General features: G+C 68.4%; 9 protein-coding genes. 4 read left to right on the forward strand and 5 right to left on the reverse strand.

Annotation, left to right across the window (positions count from 1 at the left end; genetic code table 11):
- Positions 1-34 precede the first annotated feature (34 nt).
- The 5 genes from ACFO5K_RS22390 to ACFO5K_RS22410 form a co-directional block, all read right to left on the reverse strand.
- Positions 35-709: a potassium channel family protein gene (locus ACFO5K_RS22390; RefSeq protein WP_378566428.1), complete on the reverse strand. Its 675-nt coding sequence runs from the start codon at positions 707-709 to the stop codon at positions 35-37.
- Positions 699-2075 (reverse strand): TrkH family potassium uptake protein, encoded by a 1377-nt coding sequence (locus ACFO5K_RS22395; protein WP_378566431.1) that lies wholly within the window; start codon positions 2073-2075, stop codon positions 699-701. Before ACFO5K_RS22395 ends, ACFO5K_RS22390 begins: the two co-directional genes overlap by 11 nt.
- Before the next feature lie 56 nt (positions 2076-2131).
- A complete protein-coding gene (locus ACFO5K_RS22400) occupies positions 2132-4210 on the reverse strand; it encodes an acyltransferase family protein (RefSeq protein ID WP_378566435.1) in 2079 nt (692 codons plus the stop codon).
- Between the two features lie 32 nt (positions 4211-4242).
- The gene (locus ACFO5K_RS22405; protein ID WP_378566438.1) at positions 4243-5490 is read right to left on the reverse strand and encodes a fatty acid desaturase family protein; all 1248 of its coding nucleotides are present in this window, start codon (positions 5488-5490) and stop codon (positions 4243-4245) included.
- Between the two features lie 73 nt (positions 5491-5563).
- Positions 5564-6268, reverse strand: coding sequence for a TetR/AcrR family transcriptional regulator C-terminal domain-containing protein (locus tag ACFO5K_RS22410; protein ID WP_378566441.1), 705 nt, complete (start codon positions 6266-6268; stop codon positions 5564-5566).
- Positions 6269-6629: 361 nt separating this feature from the next.
- Here ACFO5K_RS22410 and ACFO5K_RS22415 point away from each other — a divergent pair, with 361 nt between their 5' ends.
- The 4 genes from ACFO5K_RS22415 (at position 6630) to ACFO5K_RS22430 (ending at position 16915) form a co-directional block, all read left to right on the forward strand.
- Positions 6630-7766: an Acg family FMN-binding oxidoreductase gene (locus ACFO5K_RS22415; protein WP_378566444.1), complete on the forward strand. Its 1137-nt coding sequence runs from the start codon at positions 6630-6632 to the stop codon at positions 7764-7766.
- Positions 7767-8029: 263 nt separating this feature from the next.
- The gene (locus ACFO5K_RS22420) at positions 8030-13489 is read left to right on the forward strand and encodes an ATP-binding protein (protein WP_378566447.1); all 5460 of its coding nucleotides are present in this window, start codon (positions 8030-8032) and stop codon (positions 13487-13489) included.
- A gap of 345 nt (positions 13490-13834) precedes the next feature.
- Positions 13835-14875, forward strand: a complete 1041-nt coding sequence (locus ACFO5K_RS22425; RefSeq protein ID WP_378566930.1) for an ATP-grasp domain-containing protein — start codon at positions 13835-13837, stop codon at positions 14873-14875.
- A 39-nt stretch (positions 14876-14914) separates the two neighbouring features.
- Complete coding sequence (locus tag ACFO5K_RS22430; protein WP_378566450.1) at positions 14915-16915, forward strand: hypothetical protein; 2001 nt, start codon at positions 14915-14917, stop codon at positions 16913-16915.
- Positions 16916-16920: the final 5 nt, after the last annotated feature.

Raw genomic sequence — 16920 nt, forward strand, 5'->3', positions numbered from 1 at the left:
CGGACTTCCCGAGCGCGATGCAGCCCAAGGGTATTCAGGTCAGGTCGGCGAAGCGTTCGACCTCTTCGATGCGGCCCGACACGATCAGCTGATCGCCCTCGATGATCACGGATTCGGCAGTGGCGTAGGTGAATTCGGTGCCCGCGTGTTTGATGGCGACCACGGTGATGTCGAAGTGCTGACGCAACCCGCTGCCGGTGAGCGACTTCCCCAGCGCCGAGCGGGGTGCGGTGGTCTTGGCCATCGCGTAGTCGGCGTCGAACTCGATGTAGTCGATCATCCGGCCGGTGACCAGGTGCGCCACCCGCACGCCCATGTCATGTTCGGGCAGCACCACGTGGTGGGCGCCGACGCGTTCGAGGATCTGGCCGTGCTGGCGGCTGGTGGCCTTGGCCCAGATCTTCGGGATCCGGAAGTCCGACAGCAGCGAGGTGGTGAGGATACTGGCTTCCATATTGCTGCCGATGCCGACGACCGCGTGCCCGAAGTCGGGCACCCCGAGCTGTTCGAGGGCCTCGGAGTCGGTGGTGTCGGCAACGGCAACGTGGGTCAGCAGATCGGAATACTGCTGCACCAGAACCGGATTCGAGTCGATGGCCAGTACTTCGGAACCGTGGGTGACCAGCTCGCGAGCCAGGGCGCCACCGAATCGGCCCAACCCGATCACGGCGACGCGGGTGCCGTGTTTGCGTGTCTTCTTAGCCGACAATGGGGCGCTCCTCCGGTAGTTCGTAACGTCGCCCGCGCCTGCGCAGGGCGAGCGCGGTGGCCAGGGTGATCGGGCCGAGTCGGCCGATGAACATCAGGGCGATCAGCACGAGCAGGCCCGGGTCGGGGATGTCGGCGGTGATCCCGGTGGACAACCCCACGGTGCCGAACGCCGAAACCACCTCGAACAGCACGGCGTCGAGGTCCATGCCGGTGATGGCGAGCAGGGTCAGCGTGCCGATGACGACCGCGCCGACACCGAGCAGCGCGACGGTGACCGCCTGGCGCTGCACGGGGGCGGCCACCCGGCGCCCGAGGACGTGCACGGTGGGTTCGCCGCGCACTTCGGCGATGATGACGAAGGCGAGCAGGGCGAAGGTGGTGACCTTGATCCCGCCCGCGGTGCCCGCGCTGCCACCACCGATGAACATCAGCATGTCGTTGACCAGCAGGGTGGAGGACTCCATCGCGCCCACGTCGACGGAGTTGAACCCGGAGGTGCGCGGCACCAGCCCGTGGAAACCGCCGACCAGCAGTTTCTGGAGTGCGCCCAGCGGGCCGAGGGTGTCGGGATTGGACCATTCCAGCGCGATCACCGCGACGATGCCCGCCGCCGCCAGTGCGCCGTAGGTGATCAGGGTGATCTTGGTGTGCAGTGACCACCGGTGCGCCCGCCTGCGCCGGCGCAACGCCCGGGACACCTCGAAGACGACCGGAAACCCGAGACCGCCGAGGATGAAGGCGATGGTGATGGGCCCGATGATCCACGGGTCGCTCGCATAACCGATCAGGCTGTCGTTGAACAGTGCGAAACCGGCGTTGTTGTAGGCCGAGATCGCGTGGAAGACCCCGAGGTAGAGCCCGTGCCAGCCACCCTGGTCGTAGCCGAAGACGAACCGCAGCGTGAGCGCGAGCGCGGTGATCGCCTCGATCACCAGGCTCATCCGGATCACGCCGATCACCACGCGCCGGCTCTCGCCCAGGCGCAGCGCCTTGTTCTCGGACTGGGCGATCAGCTGCATCCGCAACCCCATGCGCCGGGCCACCAGCAGCCCGAGCAGCGAAGCCAGGGTCATGATCCCCACGCCGCCGACCTGGATCAGCCCCAGGATGACCAGCTCACCGAACAGCGACCAGTGGCTCTCGGTGTCGACCACCACCAGCCCGGTGACACACACCGCCGAGACCGCGGTGAACAGGGCGCTGACCGGCGCGGTCATCGTGCGTGATTCGGTGGCGATCGGCAGGATCAGCAGCAGGGTCCCGACCATCGTCGCGGCCCCGAACCCGAAGACCACCAATCGCGCCGGATGCTGCGGACTGGGCAGCATCCGCGCGAGGAGCGAACCGGCGTGGAACGAGATCACGAGAAGTGAGCGTATGCCTGCGCCCCGGATCGGGCGCGCCTACACCCCGAGTCCGGTCACCACCAGCCCAGAACCGGTCCCAGCGTGCGCCCGAGCGGCCCGGCCAGCGAGCGGGCGTAGGTGGCGGTGAGGTGGTGTTCGTCGTGGTAGACGAGGATGTTGCCCTCCACGACCGCGCAGACCGTCGGCGTGCAGACGGCGTCGGAGAGGTCGATCGGGAAGATGCTGGGGAAGCGGGACGCGGGCTCGAGCTGAGGGCTCACCGGGGCCAGCGCATCGGTGCGGCGCATTCCGCAGCTGATGCGGTCGCCGCCCGCGGCGAGGCAGTCGGTGGCCCGGTAACGCCCGGAATCGCGGCGCAGCCAGGGCGTGTCACGCATGGTGACGACATTGAGCCCGTGTGCCGACAGCGCCGACCACACGTCGAGGTATTCCGGTGGGGTTTCGTCGCCGCCCGCGTCACGCGGCCTGGTGCCGATGGTGAACACCCAGTCGGGGCGGTCGGCCGCGAGGCGTTCGACCACCTCGCGTGACCAGTCGCGACAGTCCGGGATCGACTCACCGGCGTAGGTGGCGTCCTCGGCGAGGGTGAGCGGGCAGCCCATCTTCAGATACACCTGGATGCGGAAGGAATGCTGAGTGGCCAGCACCTGCAGGGCGGGCAACCAGTGCTCGACGTGGGAACTGCCCGCCATCGCGATGGTGCGCTCGGCGTCGGGGTCGCCGTAGGTGCAGGTGATCACCGCGCGGGTGTTCCAGTCGGCGATACAGCCGTCGAGCGTGGGCGGGGGCAGGTCGTCGCCGGCGTCGAGGACGGTGGGCCGCATCGGCGCGTCCGGGGTACTCGCGTTGCCCGCGAGGGCTTCGGCGCCGGGGTATTCGTTGACGGCGAGTTCGGCGGTCCTGGGCGGGCTGGCGTGCCCGACGGCGAACTGCCACACCGCCGCGACCGTCACCACCGCCGCCACCAGCATCGATACCGTGGTGAGGACCAGTCGGCGCACGAAAACACCGGGCCGGGAACGCTTCTCGCGCAACGGTAGTTCGATCCACTGGTGGGTGAGCCAGGCCACGGCGAGCGAGACCGCGATCACCCCGACCCCACCGAGCAGGTCGACGCCGGCGCTGTCGCGTTCGGTGAGGAAGAAGATCAGGATCGGCCAGTGCCACAGGTACAGCGGGTAGGCGATGTCGCCGAGCCACCGCATGGCGGGGTGGGCCAGCAACCGGTTGGCCGCGCCCCATTCACCCGGTGCCACATTCGAGACCGACATGATCACCGCGGCCGCCGCGCAGACCGGCAGCAGGGCGGCGGGACCGGGGAAACGGTTGGCGCCGTCGGCGATCACCCAGCCACACAGCACCACCCCCGCGATGCCGAACACCGCCGCCGGCCCGCGCAACCAGCGCGGCAGCGACAGGTACGGCGCGACGACGGCCAGCGCGGCCCCGGCCAGCAGTTCCCAGCCGCGCGCGAAGGTGTCGTAGTAGTTCCAACCCTGCTGGGTGGCCACACCGCGGCCGGCGTAGACGAAAGACGCCGCCGCGGCGGCGATCACGATGACTCCCACGTACGGGCGCACCCGCGCGCTCCGCGCGCACACCGCCACCACCAGGAGCACGAGCACATAGAACTGGCCCTGCACCGACATCGACCACAGGTGTTGCAGCGGGCTCACCGACGGATCGGCGGCCAGGTAGTCCGCCCAGCTCAACGCCAGTTCCCAGTTCTGCGCGAACAGCAGCGAGGCCAGCGTCTGGGTGGCCACGTCGGACCACTGGGTGTAGGGCAGCATCAGCATCGTGGCCACCACGACCCCGGCCAGCACCACCGCCATCGCGGGCACCAGCCGCCGGGCGGTGCGCCGCACGACCTGCCAGGCCCACCCGATTTCCCCGCTCTCGGCCCGGCGCAGCAGCAGGCCGGTGAAGAAGAAGCCCGACAGCACCAGGAAGACGTCGACCCCACCCGACACCCGGCCGAACCACACATGGAAAACCACGACGAGCCCGATCGCGAGTCCGCGCAATCCGTCCAGGTCAGATCGATAACCGGTGGCTCCGCTCGGCCGTGCGGAAGTCGACTCCGCACGCGCCACGGTCACCGGCGGGAAAACTGAGGGTGACCACGCCATGGCATCTGCCTATCACGTGCCCCGCGTGGATGTCACATCGAATGACTCGAAGATGTTGCGCCCCAGGATTTCCGGTGGGCGGTTTTGCGCGCGGCCGGCGATTCGCGTAGCGCGGTCCGGAGCCCGCCGGACCGGACCGGCTCGGTGCGCCGGGCACCGGCGAACTTGCGTTCGGATGCGGTTTCGGGGGCATCGTCGCTGGTCGCGGTGAGCAAGCTGTCGGGAAGTGCCAGTTTGTTGATGGTGCGCAAGGCGAGCAGATACTGCCGGGGGAGTGGTCCGGTGGTGTAGGGCAGGTCGTACTTGTCGCAGATCGCCCGCACGCGCACCGCGATCTCGGGGTAGCGGTTGCTCGGCAGGTCGGGGAACAGATGATGCTCGATCTGGTGGGACAGGTGCCCGCTGAGGAAGCCCAGCACGGGCCCGGCGTCGAAGTTCGCGGTACCCAGCATCTGGCGCAGGTACCACTGCGCGCGGGTTTCGTGTTCGAGCGCGGCGGGGGTGAACTTCTCCGCGCCGTCGGGGAAGTGGCCGCAGAAGATCACCACATACGCCCACACGTTGCGCAGCGCGTTGGCCGCGACACCGGCGGCCAGGGTGCGCCGCCAGCGGCGTCGGCTGAGCAGCGGGAACAACAGGTAGTCCTTGGCGCCCTGCCTGCCGATCTTGCGGAGCAGGGCCCTGGTGTGCGCCGATTTTCCGGCCGGCGTCGTCGCGCGCTCGCGTTCGGAGTACAGCCCGTGCAGTGCGATACCCCATTCGAAAGTCGCTGCCAGCAGCAGGTTTCGCAACGGTTGTACCAGCATGCCCGGACGCCACGGCTCGTCGCGGGTCACCCGCAGCACGCCGAAACCGATGTCTTCGTCCATGCCGAGCACATTGGTGAACACGTGGTGGCGGTAGTTGTGTGAGTAACGCCACTGTGACGACACCCTGGCCATGTCCCATTCCCAGGTGCGGGAGTGGATCTCGGGATCGTTCATCCAATCCCATTGGCCGTGCGAGACGTTGTGGCCGATCTCCATGTTCTCGATGCTCTTGGCCGTGGCCAGCGCGGTGGTCCCCGCGAGCCAGCCCAGCCGGGACCGGGTGCCCGCGATGAGCAGGCGGGCGCCGAGGTCCAGTATTCGCTGACAGGCGATGGTGCGCCGGATATAGGCGGCGTCTGCAGTGCCGCGCGCGCTTTCGATGTCGCGCCGGATCGAGTCGAGTTCCGTGCCGAGGGCTTCGATGTCGGTGTTGTTCAGATGCGCGTAGACCGCAACGTCGGTAATGGCCATGCCGGGAGTCCTCTGATCGGTCGTCGACACCGATACTACGTACTCCTACAATGTGCGTCTACAACGTTGACACCTAGGGTGTCGTCCGCGGGAGGGTGGCGGTGAGGCCCGTGAGCAGGATGTCGAGACCACGTTCGAGCTCCGCGGCGCCGTCATAGGCGGCCAGCACGGGGGCCAAGCCGCGCAGCAAGGGGAACTCGGTGATCGGCAGCCGATGCAGGCCGAGCCGCAACACCTCATCGGTCTCCTCCGGGCGCTCGACGACCTCCTGTAGCTCGTTGAGCACGTGGCCGTACAGGAAGCCGAACAGCGCGCGATAGATGTGCAGTGCGTCGGCGCCGTTGAAACCGGCGCCCATGAGCAGGCGCAGGATGTCCTCGAGCGGGCGGACCACCGACAGCGCCCGCATGGCCAGTGGTGTGGACAGCGGTCGCGTCACCAGCAGCGGCACGACGTTCGGGTGCGCCAGGGCCAGCTCCCGGAAGGAGCGGGCGACCTCGCGCAGCTGGGTGGTCCAGTCCGGGTCGTCGGCGTCGACGCGTACCTGCTCGAAGACCAGTTCCGACACCCCGTCGAGCACGGCCGCCTTGTTGGGGACATGGCGGTAGATCACCATCGGATCGCGCCCGACCGCCTCGGCCAGCCGTCGCATCGACAGCGCCTCGACCCCGTCGCGGTCGATGATCATCAGCGCGGCGGCCAGGACCGAGTCTCTGGACACCGGCACACCGGAGCGCTCGCCGCGCCGTGTCGTTGCGTCGGTGGAACTGTCGGCCATGGCGGCACCTCCGGTCTTCGAATGCGATCCAGCGTAGACCTACGTCGTTGACACGCCGGATCGCGGTTCGGGAATGACGGCTCGGATCCGGTCACGAAACGGTTGCGGGAGTGCGAGTTCGGTCACTGGCCGAGCTGCTCGCCCGGGGCTTCCCGCGAAGTGGCGGCGGCGGGAATCGGTGACTGACGTGGTGGAGATCCGCGCCGCGGGGTACGGGGCGCGAGATCACGCGGTCGTCACGGCGGAAATTTCTGTGGTGGATACACATGGACGCCCCTACCCTGGAAATCGCTTTCTAGGTCGCCTAGCTGCGACAACGCCTACTCACATGGGCTCACAGGGGAAGGACGATAGGCGAAACATGCCTGGCACAACGTCGAGTATCAGCGGATCGCACACCACCGCACCGCGCACCACCGACCCGATGACCATCGGGTCGAGCACGACCGACCCGATGATCACCGGGTCGAGCACGACCGAGCAGCGGATCACCGGGCCCGGCACGGCCGAGCCGATGGTCACCACGACCCCCGTCACGATGCCGAGCATCGACACCTGCCGAGACGCGGTGGAGATGGCCGTGCGGGCGCCGTCGGTGCACAACACCCAGCCGTGGCGGTGGCGCATCGAACCGGGCCGGGTCGACCTGTTCGCCGATTTCGACCGCCAGGTTCCGTCCACCGATCCGCGGGCGCGGGCCCTGCTGGTGAGCTGCGGCGCCGCCCTGCACCACCTCGACGTCGCCTTCGCCATGCTGGGCTGGCGGGCCGTCGTCGATCGGATGCCCGACCCGGACCGCACCGATCATCTCGCGACGGTCACCTTGGTGCCGCACACACCGTCCGACATCGACATCCGGATGGCCGCAGCCATCCACCTGCGCCAATCGGACCGGCGCCGCTACGCGGGCAGGCCGGTGCCGGCCAGGGATCTGCGTGCGGTATCGCAGGTGGCCTCCCGGTTCGGAGCCGCGGCCCGGCTCGTCCCCGACCTGTTGCTGAGCCACCTGGCCGATCCGATGCAGCGCGCTGCTGCCCGCCACGCCCGCGACGAGGACTACCTCGCCGAGCTCGAACGCTGGACCTGCGCGCCGGGCGCCACCGCCGGTGTGCCCGCCCGCAACGCGCCGCGCGCGCGCCGCGACGGCGAATTGCCGGTGCGGTTGTTCGCCGAAACGCAACTGTCCGAATACACCGATGACCCGGACTCGGCGAACTGGCTGGTCGTGTGCACCCCGCACGACAACCGCCTGTCCCAGCTGCGGGCGGGCGAAGCGACCAGCGCGATGCTGCTGCAGGCCACCTACCTGGGCTTGGCGACCAGTATCCAGTCCGAACCGCTCGGCATGCTCGACCTGCGTGACGAGATCCGCGGCACCCTGCTCCAGGACTGCGCCTACCCGCACGTCATGATCCGCCTGGGCCGCATGCCCCATGCCGCCGCGCCGCTGGAATCGACACCGCGCCGTCCGCTCGGTGAGGTCGTCGAGCTCGCCTGAGCACAGACCCGGCTGCTCTCGACGAGGCCCGCGCGCCGCCCTCGGACGGCGGCGCGTTCACGCCATTTCGTACAGACCGAACAATCCCGGCACCATTTCGATACACCAGGACCGCCTCGAACGATAAGTACCGGACCGTACGTGCGGGTAACCCGCGCGCACGGTACACATACGAGGCGCAAGAGTGCAGACTGCGAGCAATCGCGTATTTCGCAATCTCACCCGTCCGGGACAGGTCCTCGGGAAATGGAAGGAGTCGGCGAGTGTTCAGCCGTATCGCCATCGTGAACAGAGGTGAAGCCGCCATGCGGCTCATCCATGCCGTCCGTGATCTCGCGGCGGCCACGGGGCTACCGATCGAAACCGTCGCGCTGTACACCGACGTGGACCGCACAGCCACCTTCGTGCGCGAAGCCGACATCGCCTACGACCTGGGCCCGGCGGCGGCCCGGCCGTACCTCGATCTCAAGGCGCTGGAGAAGGCGCTGGTGCACACCAAGGCCGACGCGGCCTGGGTCGGGTGGGGTTTCGTCGCCGAGGATCCCGCGTTCGCCGAACTGTGCGAGCAGATCGGCATCACCTTCATCGGCCCGAGCGCCGAGGCCATGCGCCAGCTGGGCGACAAGATCGGCGCCAAGCTGATCGCCGAGGAAGTCGGCGTGCCGGTGGCCCCGTGGAGCCGCGGCTCGGTCGAGACCGTCGAGGATGCGGTGGCCGCCGCGACCGAGATCGGCTACCCACTGATGCTCAAGGCCACCGCCGGTGGTGGCGGTCGCGGCATCCGCGTGATCACCGACGAATCCGAACTCGTCGATGCCTACGAGCGCACCAAGCAGGAGGCCGCCCGCGCCTTCGGCAGCGGTGTGGTGTTCCTGGAACGACTGGTCACCGGCGCTCGCCACGTCGAGGTGCAGGTGATCGCCGACGGGCAGGGCACCGCGTGGGCGCTGGGTGTGCGCGACTGCTCGGTGCAGCGGCGCAACCAGAAGGTCATCGAGGAATCCGCCTCACCGGTGCTGAGCCCCGAACAGACGGCCGAACTCAAGGCCTCGGCCGAGCGGCTGGCCGTCGCGGTGGGTTACTGCGGTGCGGCCACCGTCGAGTTCCTCTACCACCCCGGCGACCAGCTGTTCGCCTTCCTCGAGGTCAACACCCGGCTGCAGGTGGAACACCCGATCACCGAGTGCACCACCGGCTTCGACCTCGTACACGCCCAGCTGCACGTCGCGTCCGGCCGCAAGCTCGACGGTGCCCCGCCGGCCGAGCGCGGCCACGCCATCGAGGCCCGGCTCAACGCCGAAGACCCCGACCGCGACTTCGCCCCCGCCCCCGGGCGCATCGTGCGACTGGACCTGCCCGCCGGTCCCGGGATCCGCGTCGACACCGGTGTCAGCGAGGGCGACACCATTCCCGCCGACTTCGACTCCATGATCGCCAAGATCATCGCCTACGGCCGCGACCGCGACGAGGCACTCGGTCGCCTGCGCCGGGCGATGGCCCAGACCCGGGTCGTCATCGAAGGCGGCGCGACCAACAAGAGCTTCGTGCTCGACCTGCTCGATCAGCCCGAGGTGATCGACGCCAGCGCCGACACCGGCTGGATCGACCGCGTCCGTGGCGAAGGCCGGTTGGTGACCCACCGGCACTCCACCGTCGCGCTGGCGGTCGCCGCGATCGACGCCTACGAGGAGGACGAGCGGGCCGAACGGCACCGGCTGTTCTCGACCGCCTCCGGTGGTCGCCCGCAGGTGCAGCACCAGAGCGGTCGACCACTGGACCTGAAGCTGCGCGGGGCGAGCTACCGCGTGCGGGTGGCGCGCATCGGCGCGCATCGCTTCCGGGTCGGCATCGAGGCGGGCGGCGAACTGCGCACCGCCGACGTCGATCTGGAACGTTTCGATCGCCACACCGGTCAGATCGTGGTCAACGGGACCAGGTACCGCCTGATCACCGGCACCCACGGTCCCACCCATGTGGTCGATGTCGACGGTGTGACCCACCGGATCAGCCGCGACGAGGGCGGTGTCGTCCGCTCGCCCGCGCCCGCGCTGGTCGTCGGCACACCGCTGGAAGTCGGCGCCGAGGTCGAGGCGGGCGCGCCGGTACTGGTGCTGGAGAGCATGAAGATGGAGACGGTGCTGCGCGCGCCGTTCCGGGCCCGGCTGAAGGAATGCGCGGTGTCGGTCGGCACGCAGGTGGAGACCGGCGCGCCGCTGCTGCGCCTGGAACCACTGGCCGACGACGACGCCGTCGAGACCGCCGCCACCGGCACCGTCGAACTCGACCTGCCCAGTGAGCCCACCCCCCGGCGCGCCCACGAGCGGATGGCGCGCGGCCTGCAGGACCTGCGCAGTCTGCTGCTCGGCTTCGACGTGGACCCGCACGACAATCGCCGCGTGCTCGACGACTACGTCGCCGCCCGCACCGCATCGGTCGCCGACAACGTGCGGCCGCTGGGCGAGGAACTCGAACTGGTGCAGGTCTTCGCCGACCTGGCCGAACTGAGCCACAACCGTCCCGCCGAGGACGACAGCGCCCAGGGGCACGTGCACAGCCCCCGCGAGTACTTCCACACCTACCTGCAGAGCCTGGACGTGGAGGTGGCCGGGCTGCCCGAGGCGTACCAGGCCAAGCTCGCCGCCGCGCTCGGGCATTACGGTGTCACCGAACTGGACCGTTCGCCGGATCTGGAAGCCGCGGTCTTCCGGGTGTTCCTGGCCCAGCAGCGCCCGGCCGACACGGTCGCGGTCATCACCACGTTGCTGCGCGAATGGCTCACCGAGCCGATGCCCGACCAGGTACTGCGCGAACCCGTCGGCCTGGCGCTCGAGCGCCTCGTCGCGGCCACTCAGGTGCGGTTCCCGGTGATCGCCGACCTCACCCGTGGCCTGGTCTACGCCTGGTACGGCCAGCCGCTGCTGCGCCGCAACCGTGCCCGCGTCTACACCAACGTCCGCAAGCACCTGAGCCACCTCGACACACATCCCGACGCGGCCGACCGCGCCACCCGCATCGCCGACATGGTCCGCAGCACCGAACCGCTGGTGCGCCTGCTCGGCCAGCGGCTCGAACGCGGCAAGCCCGACAACACCGCCATGCTCGAGGTCCTCACCCGCCGCTACTACGGCAACAAGGGCGTCACCGGGGTGCACACCGAGCTGGTCGGTGGCGCCACCTTCGTCGTCGCCGAGCGCGACGGGTCGAGCCTGGTCTCGGCCGCGGTGAGCTTCGACCGGCTCGGGGCCACCCTGGACGGACTGGCCGAACTGGCCGACGGCGCAGTGTCCATCGACGCCGACATCTACCTCAGCTGGGAAGATCAGCCCGAGGACTTCGACGCGATGGCCGCCGCCCTGGCCGACGTGCTCGGCGCGCACCCGCTGCCCCACCAGGTGCACCGCATCACCGCCGCGGTCGCCGGCAGCGGCGGCGCGGTGATGCACCACCACTTCACCTTCCGCCCCTCGGCCACGGGCATGGCCGAAGAACGCCTGATCCGCGGCCTGCACCCCTACATCGCGCAGCGCATGCAGATGGAGCGGTTGCGCAAGTTCGACCTCACCCGGTTGTCGTCCTCGGACGAAGAGGTCTACCTGTTCCGCTGTGTAGCCAAGGAGAACCCCTCCGACGACCGGCTCATCGCCTTCGCTCAGGTGCGTGACCTGGCGGCGCTGCGCGAACAGGACGGCAGGCTGGTGGCGCTGCCCACCGCCGAGGCCACCATCGCCACCTGCGTGGACTCGATCCGCCGCGCCCAGTCCCGGCTGCCCTCGGCCAAGCGGCTCAACACCAACCGCATCGTGATGTACATCTGGCCGCCGATCGATGTCACCAGTGCCGAACTGGAAACCATCGGCGGGCACGTGCTGCCGACGGCGGCCGGTGCCGGGCTCGAGGAGATCCTGCTCATCGCGCGTCAGCGTGATCCACAGACCGGCGAGCTGAACAAGGTGGGGGTGCGCATCGCCTTCCGCCCGACCGGTGGGTCGGAGGTGACCGTCGGCGAACTGACCGACGACCCGGTGGAGCCACTGGACGAATACCGGCAGAAGGTGCTGCGCGCCGCGGCCCGCAACACCGTCTACCCCTACGAATTGACCCGGCTGCTGGGCGATTTCACCGAGTACGACCTCGACGACACGCACACGCTGGTCCCGGTGGGCCGGCCCAAGGGCCGCAACACCGCCGCGATCGTCGCCGGTGTGGTCCGCACCGTCACCACCGGTCACCCGGAGGGTGTCACCCGCGTGCTGTTGCTCGGCGACCCCACCAAGTCGCTGGGCGCGCTGTCGGAACCGGAATGCCGCCGCGTGATCGCCGCTCTCGATCTGGCCGAGCGCCTGCAGGTTCCGCTCGAGTGGTACGCGCTGTCCTCGGGCGCCCGTATCTCGATGTCCTCGGGTACCGAGAACATGGACTGGGTGGCGGCCGCGCTCAAGCGGATCGTCGAGTTCACCCAGGACGGCGGCGAGATCAACATCGTGGTGGCCGGCATCAATGTCGGCGCGCAGCCGTACTGGAACGCCGAGGCCACCATGCTCATGCACACCAAGGGTGTGCTGGTGATGACCCCGGACTCGGCCATGGTGCTCACCGGTAAGCAGTCGCTGGACTTCTCCGGTGGCGTGTCGGCCGAGGACAACTTCGGCATCGGCGGCTACGACCGGGTGATGGGCCCCAACGGGCAGGCCCAGTACTGGGCGCCGAACCTGCCCGCCGCCCGCGACGTGCTGATGGCGCACTACGAGCACACCTATGTCGCACCCGGTGAGCAGGGACCGCGCCGGGCCGTCACCGCCGACCCCGTCGACCGTGACATCTCCGGTTTCCCGCATGTGCTGGCGGAGAGCACCTTCGCCACCGTCGGCGAGATCTTCTCCGCGGCCGCGAACCCGGATCGCAAGAAGCCCTTCGACATCCGCACCGTGATGCGCGCGCTGGCCGACCAGGACCACCCGGTGCTGGAACGCTGGGCGGGCATGGCCGACGCCGAGACCGCCGTGGTGCAGGACGCGCACCTGGGCGGAATCCCGGTGTGCCTGCTGGGAATCGAGTCGCGCAACGTGGCGCGGCGCGGATTCTCGGGCACCGACGGACCCGACACCTATACCGCGGGCACCCTGTTCCCGCGGTCGTCGAAGAAGGCCGCCCGGGCGATCAATGCCGCCAGTGGCAACCGGCCGCTGGTGGTGCTGGCGAACCTGTCCGGCTTCGACGGTTCCCCGGAGTCGATGCGCAAGCTGCAACTCGAGTACGGCGCCGAAATCGGGCGTGCCATCGTCAATTTCGACGGTCCGATCGTGTTCTGCGTGATCTCGCGCTACCACGGCGGTGCCTTCGTGGTGTTCTCGAAGGCGCTGAACCCGAACATGACCGTGCTGGCGCTCGAGGGTTCGTTCGCCTCGGTGCTCGGTGGTGCGCCCGCGGCCGCGGTGGTGTTCGCCGGTGAGGTGAACGCCAGGACAGCCGCCGATGCGCGCATCCGGGAGCTGGAGTCGCGGGTGGCCAATGCCGCCGGCACCGACCGGGCGACGCTGAGCGCCGAACTCGACGAGCTGCGTTCGTCGGTGCGGGCGGAGAAGCTCGGCGATGTGGCCGCCGAATTCGACCGCATCCACAACATCGGGCGTGCGGTGGAAGTGGGTTCGGTCGACGCCATCGTGAGTGTCGCCGAACTGCGGCCGCGGATCATCGAAGCCATCGACAACCGCCTGTCCCGCTAGGGATTTCGACCCCGGCCGCCCATCCCGCCACGCGCGGGGTGGGCGGCCGTCACGGCCCGGTCATGGTTGAAACCCTTCCGATCGGGTACTTCTCACTGATGACGGTCTCTGGGGCCGTCGGACGAGAAGGGATAAGGTTTGTCGATTTCCGCTGACGAATCGAAAAGTCGAAACCCGAACAAAGGTTATGTTGCCCTGTTGGGGTGGAGCCTGAACGCGGTCGAGGCCATCGACCGTTTCGATCGCCGCTATATCGTGGTAGCCCCCGAATGGGCCCGAGATTATTGTACTGAGCACAACATTCCCTATATCCCCTGGAACTTCGAACGGCTCAACGATCGTTCGATGGAGATCGCCGAGACCCTGCAGGACATGGGCGTCGACGTCGCCATCCCGATCTTCGAGGAGACCGTGGAGTGGGCCGGGGCGATCAATTCCGTCCTGCTCAACAATCCGCGCCTGCTCGGCCAGGCCATGTTGCTGCGTGACAAGTCGCTGATGAAGCGGCGCGCGCAACTCGGTGGTATCCGGGTCGGCATCTTCGAAGAGGCGCACGAACGCGACGACGTGATCCGCTTCCTCAAGCGCGTCAACCAGACGCTGCTGAAGCTCGACGGTGATCCCAACGATCCGATCCACCTCAAAGCCTTCGACAAGGCCGGTTGCCTCGGGCACCGCATCATCCGGACCCCCGACGAGGTCGACACGATCCCGCAGGACGAGTTCCCGATGCTCATGGAGTCGCACCTGGACGGGTGGGAGTTCGCGGTCGAGGCCTGGGTGCACAACGGTCAGATCCGCTTCCTGAACATCTCGGAGTACGTGACGCTGGGCTACTCGGTGTTCGTGCCCGCCACCCCGGAGCTCGAGCAGTACCGCCCCGAGATCACCCGGCAGGTGGAAAAGCTGATCAAGACCTTCGACATCGAATTCGGCTTCATCCATCCCGAATACTTCGTCACCAGCGACGGCGAGATGTATTTCGGCGAGGTCGCCTACCGCCCGCCGGGTTTCAAGGTGTTCGAACTGCTGGAACGCACCTACGGCTTCAACGCCTATCACGCCCTGGTGCTGGCGTTCGACCCGAAAACCACCGAGGACGAGATCACGGCGTTCTTCCCGAAGGAAGTGGTGGATGCCACCGGCCACGCGGGATGTTTCGGTGTGTATCCGCGCCGCCGGGTGGTCAGCCAGCTGTCGGTGCCGCCGGAGACCGAAGATCACGATTACTTCGACTCCCACGAGCTCACCGCGCCATTGGCGGAAAAGGTGACCAAGCGCACCGCGTTCGGCAACCACTGGGGTCTGCTGTATTTCTTCGGCGAGGATCCGTACGAGCTGCGGGACCTGCTGAAGCGACAAGAAGAGCTCGATTTCTATATTTGATCAGTTGCGACAGTATCGGTGTACGGGGAGAATCGGCTAGTGAGTCCACAGAGCAACGACGCGACCACGCTCGACAGGCGTCTGGCGACGTTGGATCAAGCCGCCCGGTCCCTCGCGGACACAGGCACTTTCGGCAAGCAGCTGAAGCTGCCCAGGGTGCTCGACGCCCTGCGGCGGGTGCTGCTGCTGCCGGGCGGGTGCGCGGCGGTGCGCGCCCGCGCCGAAAGCCTGGAGAGCGCGGGGCTGTTCCTGGGCACCGACTGGGCCCAACCGCAGATCCTCATCCCGTCGCTGAGCACCGGTTCGCTGCACAGCGCCAATGCCGACACCGTGGTGGTGGAGGCGGTGAGCGATCTGCGGCTGCTCGCGGTCGCCAAGGGCGATTACGCGCATCCGATGATCTCGGCCGAGCAGGCCGGCGAGCATCTGTCGCAGGTGCTCGCGGTCAATCTGACGCTGCTGTTCACCCCGCCCTCCGAGGCCGAGCGGGCCCAGCAGGGCCGGATGGCGCAGGTCTCGCGCGAGTTGCTGCACTATCTCGTGGCCGAGGTCGGCTACGAGAAGGTGCTGGAGAACCTGGTCGACGAGATCTGGCGGATCCTGCGCCAGCGGCCGATCCAGGTCGATTCGGTGAAACGGATGATCACCCAGATCGCGGTCGCGCGGGCGAACCCGGATGTGGATCTGGGCGCCAGCGGGCTCGGCGCCGACCGGTTGATCAGCAGTCTGTACGGCACCACCGAGGGCTGCCGGGAAGATCCCGGCGTCGAGATCTACCGCACCCGGCTGGAATCGATGGACGACAACGCTTTGCAGTACGAGGCAAAGGGTTTCGCGCGGTCGATGCACGACACCGGCCTGGTCTCGCCGTATCACGCGGTGCTGCTGCGTTTTCTGCTCGGCAAGGGTGAGTACCTGCTCGGTGAGGCCATGGGCCTGTCGAGCACCGGCCGCGACAGCCTGCTCTGCTATCACGAACTGGTGCACGCCCTGATCGGCCAAGGTGTGCACGTGGAAACCGCGCAGTGCATCTACGGGCTCACCCTGATGCTCGAGCGCGGCATCCTGTACCAGCCGCCGGTCGCCCCCGCGCTGTGGCGCCAGCTCGCCCTGCGTCTGTCGGAGCACTCCCAGCAGCGGCTGGCGCAGGTCTTCGGACCCGCGCCGGACGCGCGGGCCTGGTTGCTGTCGGGCGTGCTCTCGGTGCTGGGCCAGCCACTGGGGATCGGTCAGGGCGACAACCCCACCTGCCAATCGGCGCGGGCCCTGTCGATGTGGGCTTACAACGACCCCGACTACCTGCTCCAGACGGTGGTGTGGGCGGCGCGCGACGACGAGATCGTCATGCACTTCGAAGGGCAGCCGATTTCCTCCCGCGACAACGGCGACGCCCTCTCGGCCCCCTTGCACCTCGACCTGGACCCGGTGTCGCTGCTGGTGGTCCCGCACCTGGATCGCATCTACGCCGAAATGGGCCGTCACTGTGTGGGGCGCGAGGGCGACCCGCACCGCTGGATCAACCCCGAGTTCCACGGCTGGTGGGCGGGGCGCGGTTTCCGCATCAATGTCGACGTGGCCACCGGCCGGCTCACCGATCTCGACGAGTTCCAGCGCCACTTCTACGCCAGCTACCACCCCTTCTACAACGGCAATCAGCCGGTGATCCACCCGCAGCCGGCCGGGATCGCGGTCACCGACAGCGCGGCCCGCTTCGTCGGCTGGCACGCCATCACCGTGCTGCGGGTGAACCTCGACCCGCAGGCGCAGATGCGGGTGTACTTCTACAACCCCAACAACGACAGCGGCCAGGACTGGGGTGACGGTGTCGTGGTCGGCACCGCCGGGCACGGCGAACGATTCGGCGAGGCGTCGCTACCGTTCGAGCAGTTCGCCTCGCGCCTCTACATCTTCCACTTCGACCCGCTGGAACCGGGTGAGCTGGCGGCCGTGGACAGTGCCGAACTGCAGCGGGTGATCGGCTACGTCCACCGCAGCTGGGGCGCCGACCGCCTGCCGCCGGAAACGGCCGAGAACGGCTGACGCGC

The sequence above is a fragment of the Nocardia halotolerans genome, from assembly GCF_042650145.1.
GTDB classification, from domain to species: domain Bacteria; phylum Actinomycetota; class Actinomycetes; order Mycobacteriales; family Mycobacteriaceae; genus Nocardia; species Nocardia halotolerans.

Excerpts from the sequence above, each read along its gene's own strand:
- ACFO5K_RS22400 (WP_378566435.1), bottom strand. The coding sequence starts at position 4,210 with ATGGCGTGGTCACCCTCAGTTTTCCCGCCGGTGACCGTGGCGCGTGCG.
- ACFO5K_RS22425 (WP_378566930.1), top strand. The coding sequence starts at position 13,835 with ATGGAGATCGCCGAGACCCTGCAGGACATGGGCGTCGACGTCGCCATC.
- ACFO5K_RS22405 (WP_378566438.1), bottom strand. The coding sequence starts at position 5,490 with ATGGCCATTACCGACGTTGCGGTCTACGCGCATCTGAACAACACCGAC.
- ACFO5K_RS22410 (WP_378566441.1), bottom strand. The coding sequence starts at position 6,268 with ATGGCCGACAGTTCCACCGACGCAACGACACGGCGCGGCGAGCGCTCC.
- ACFO5K_RS22415 (WP_378566444.1), top strand. The coding sequence starts at position 6,630 with ATGCCTGGCACAACGTCGAGTATCAGCGGATCGCACACCACCGCACCG.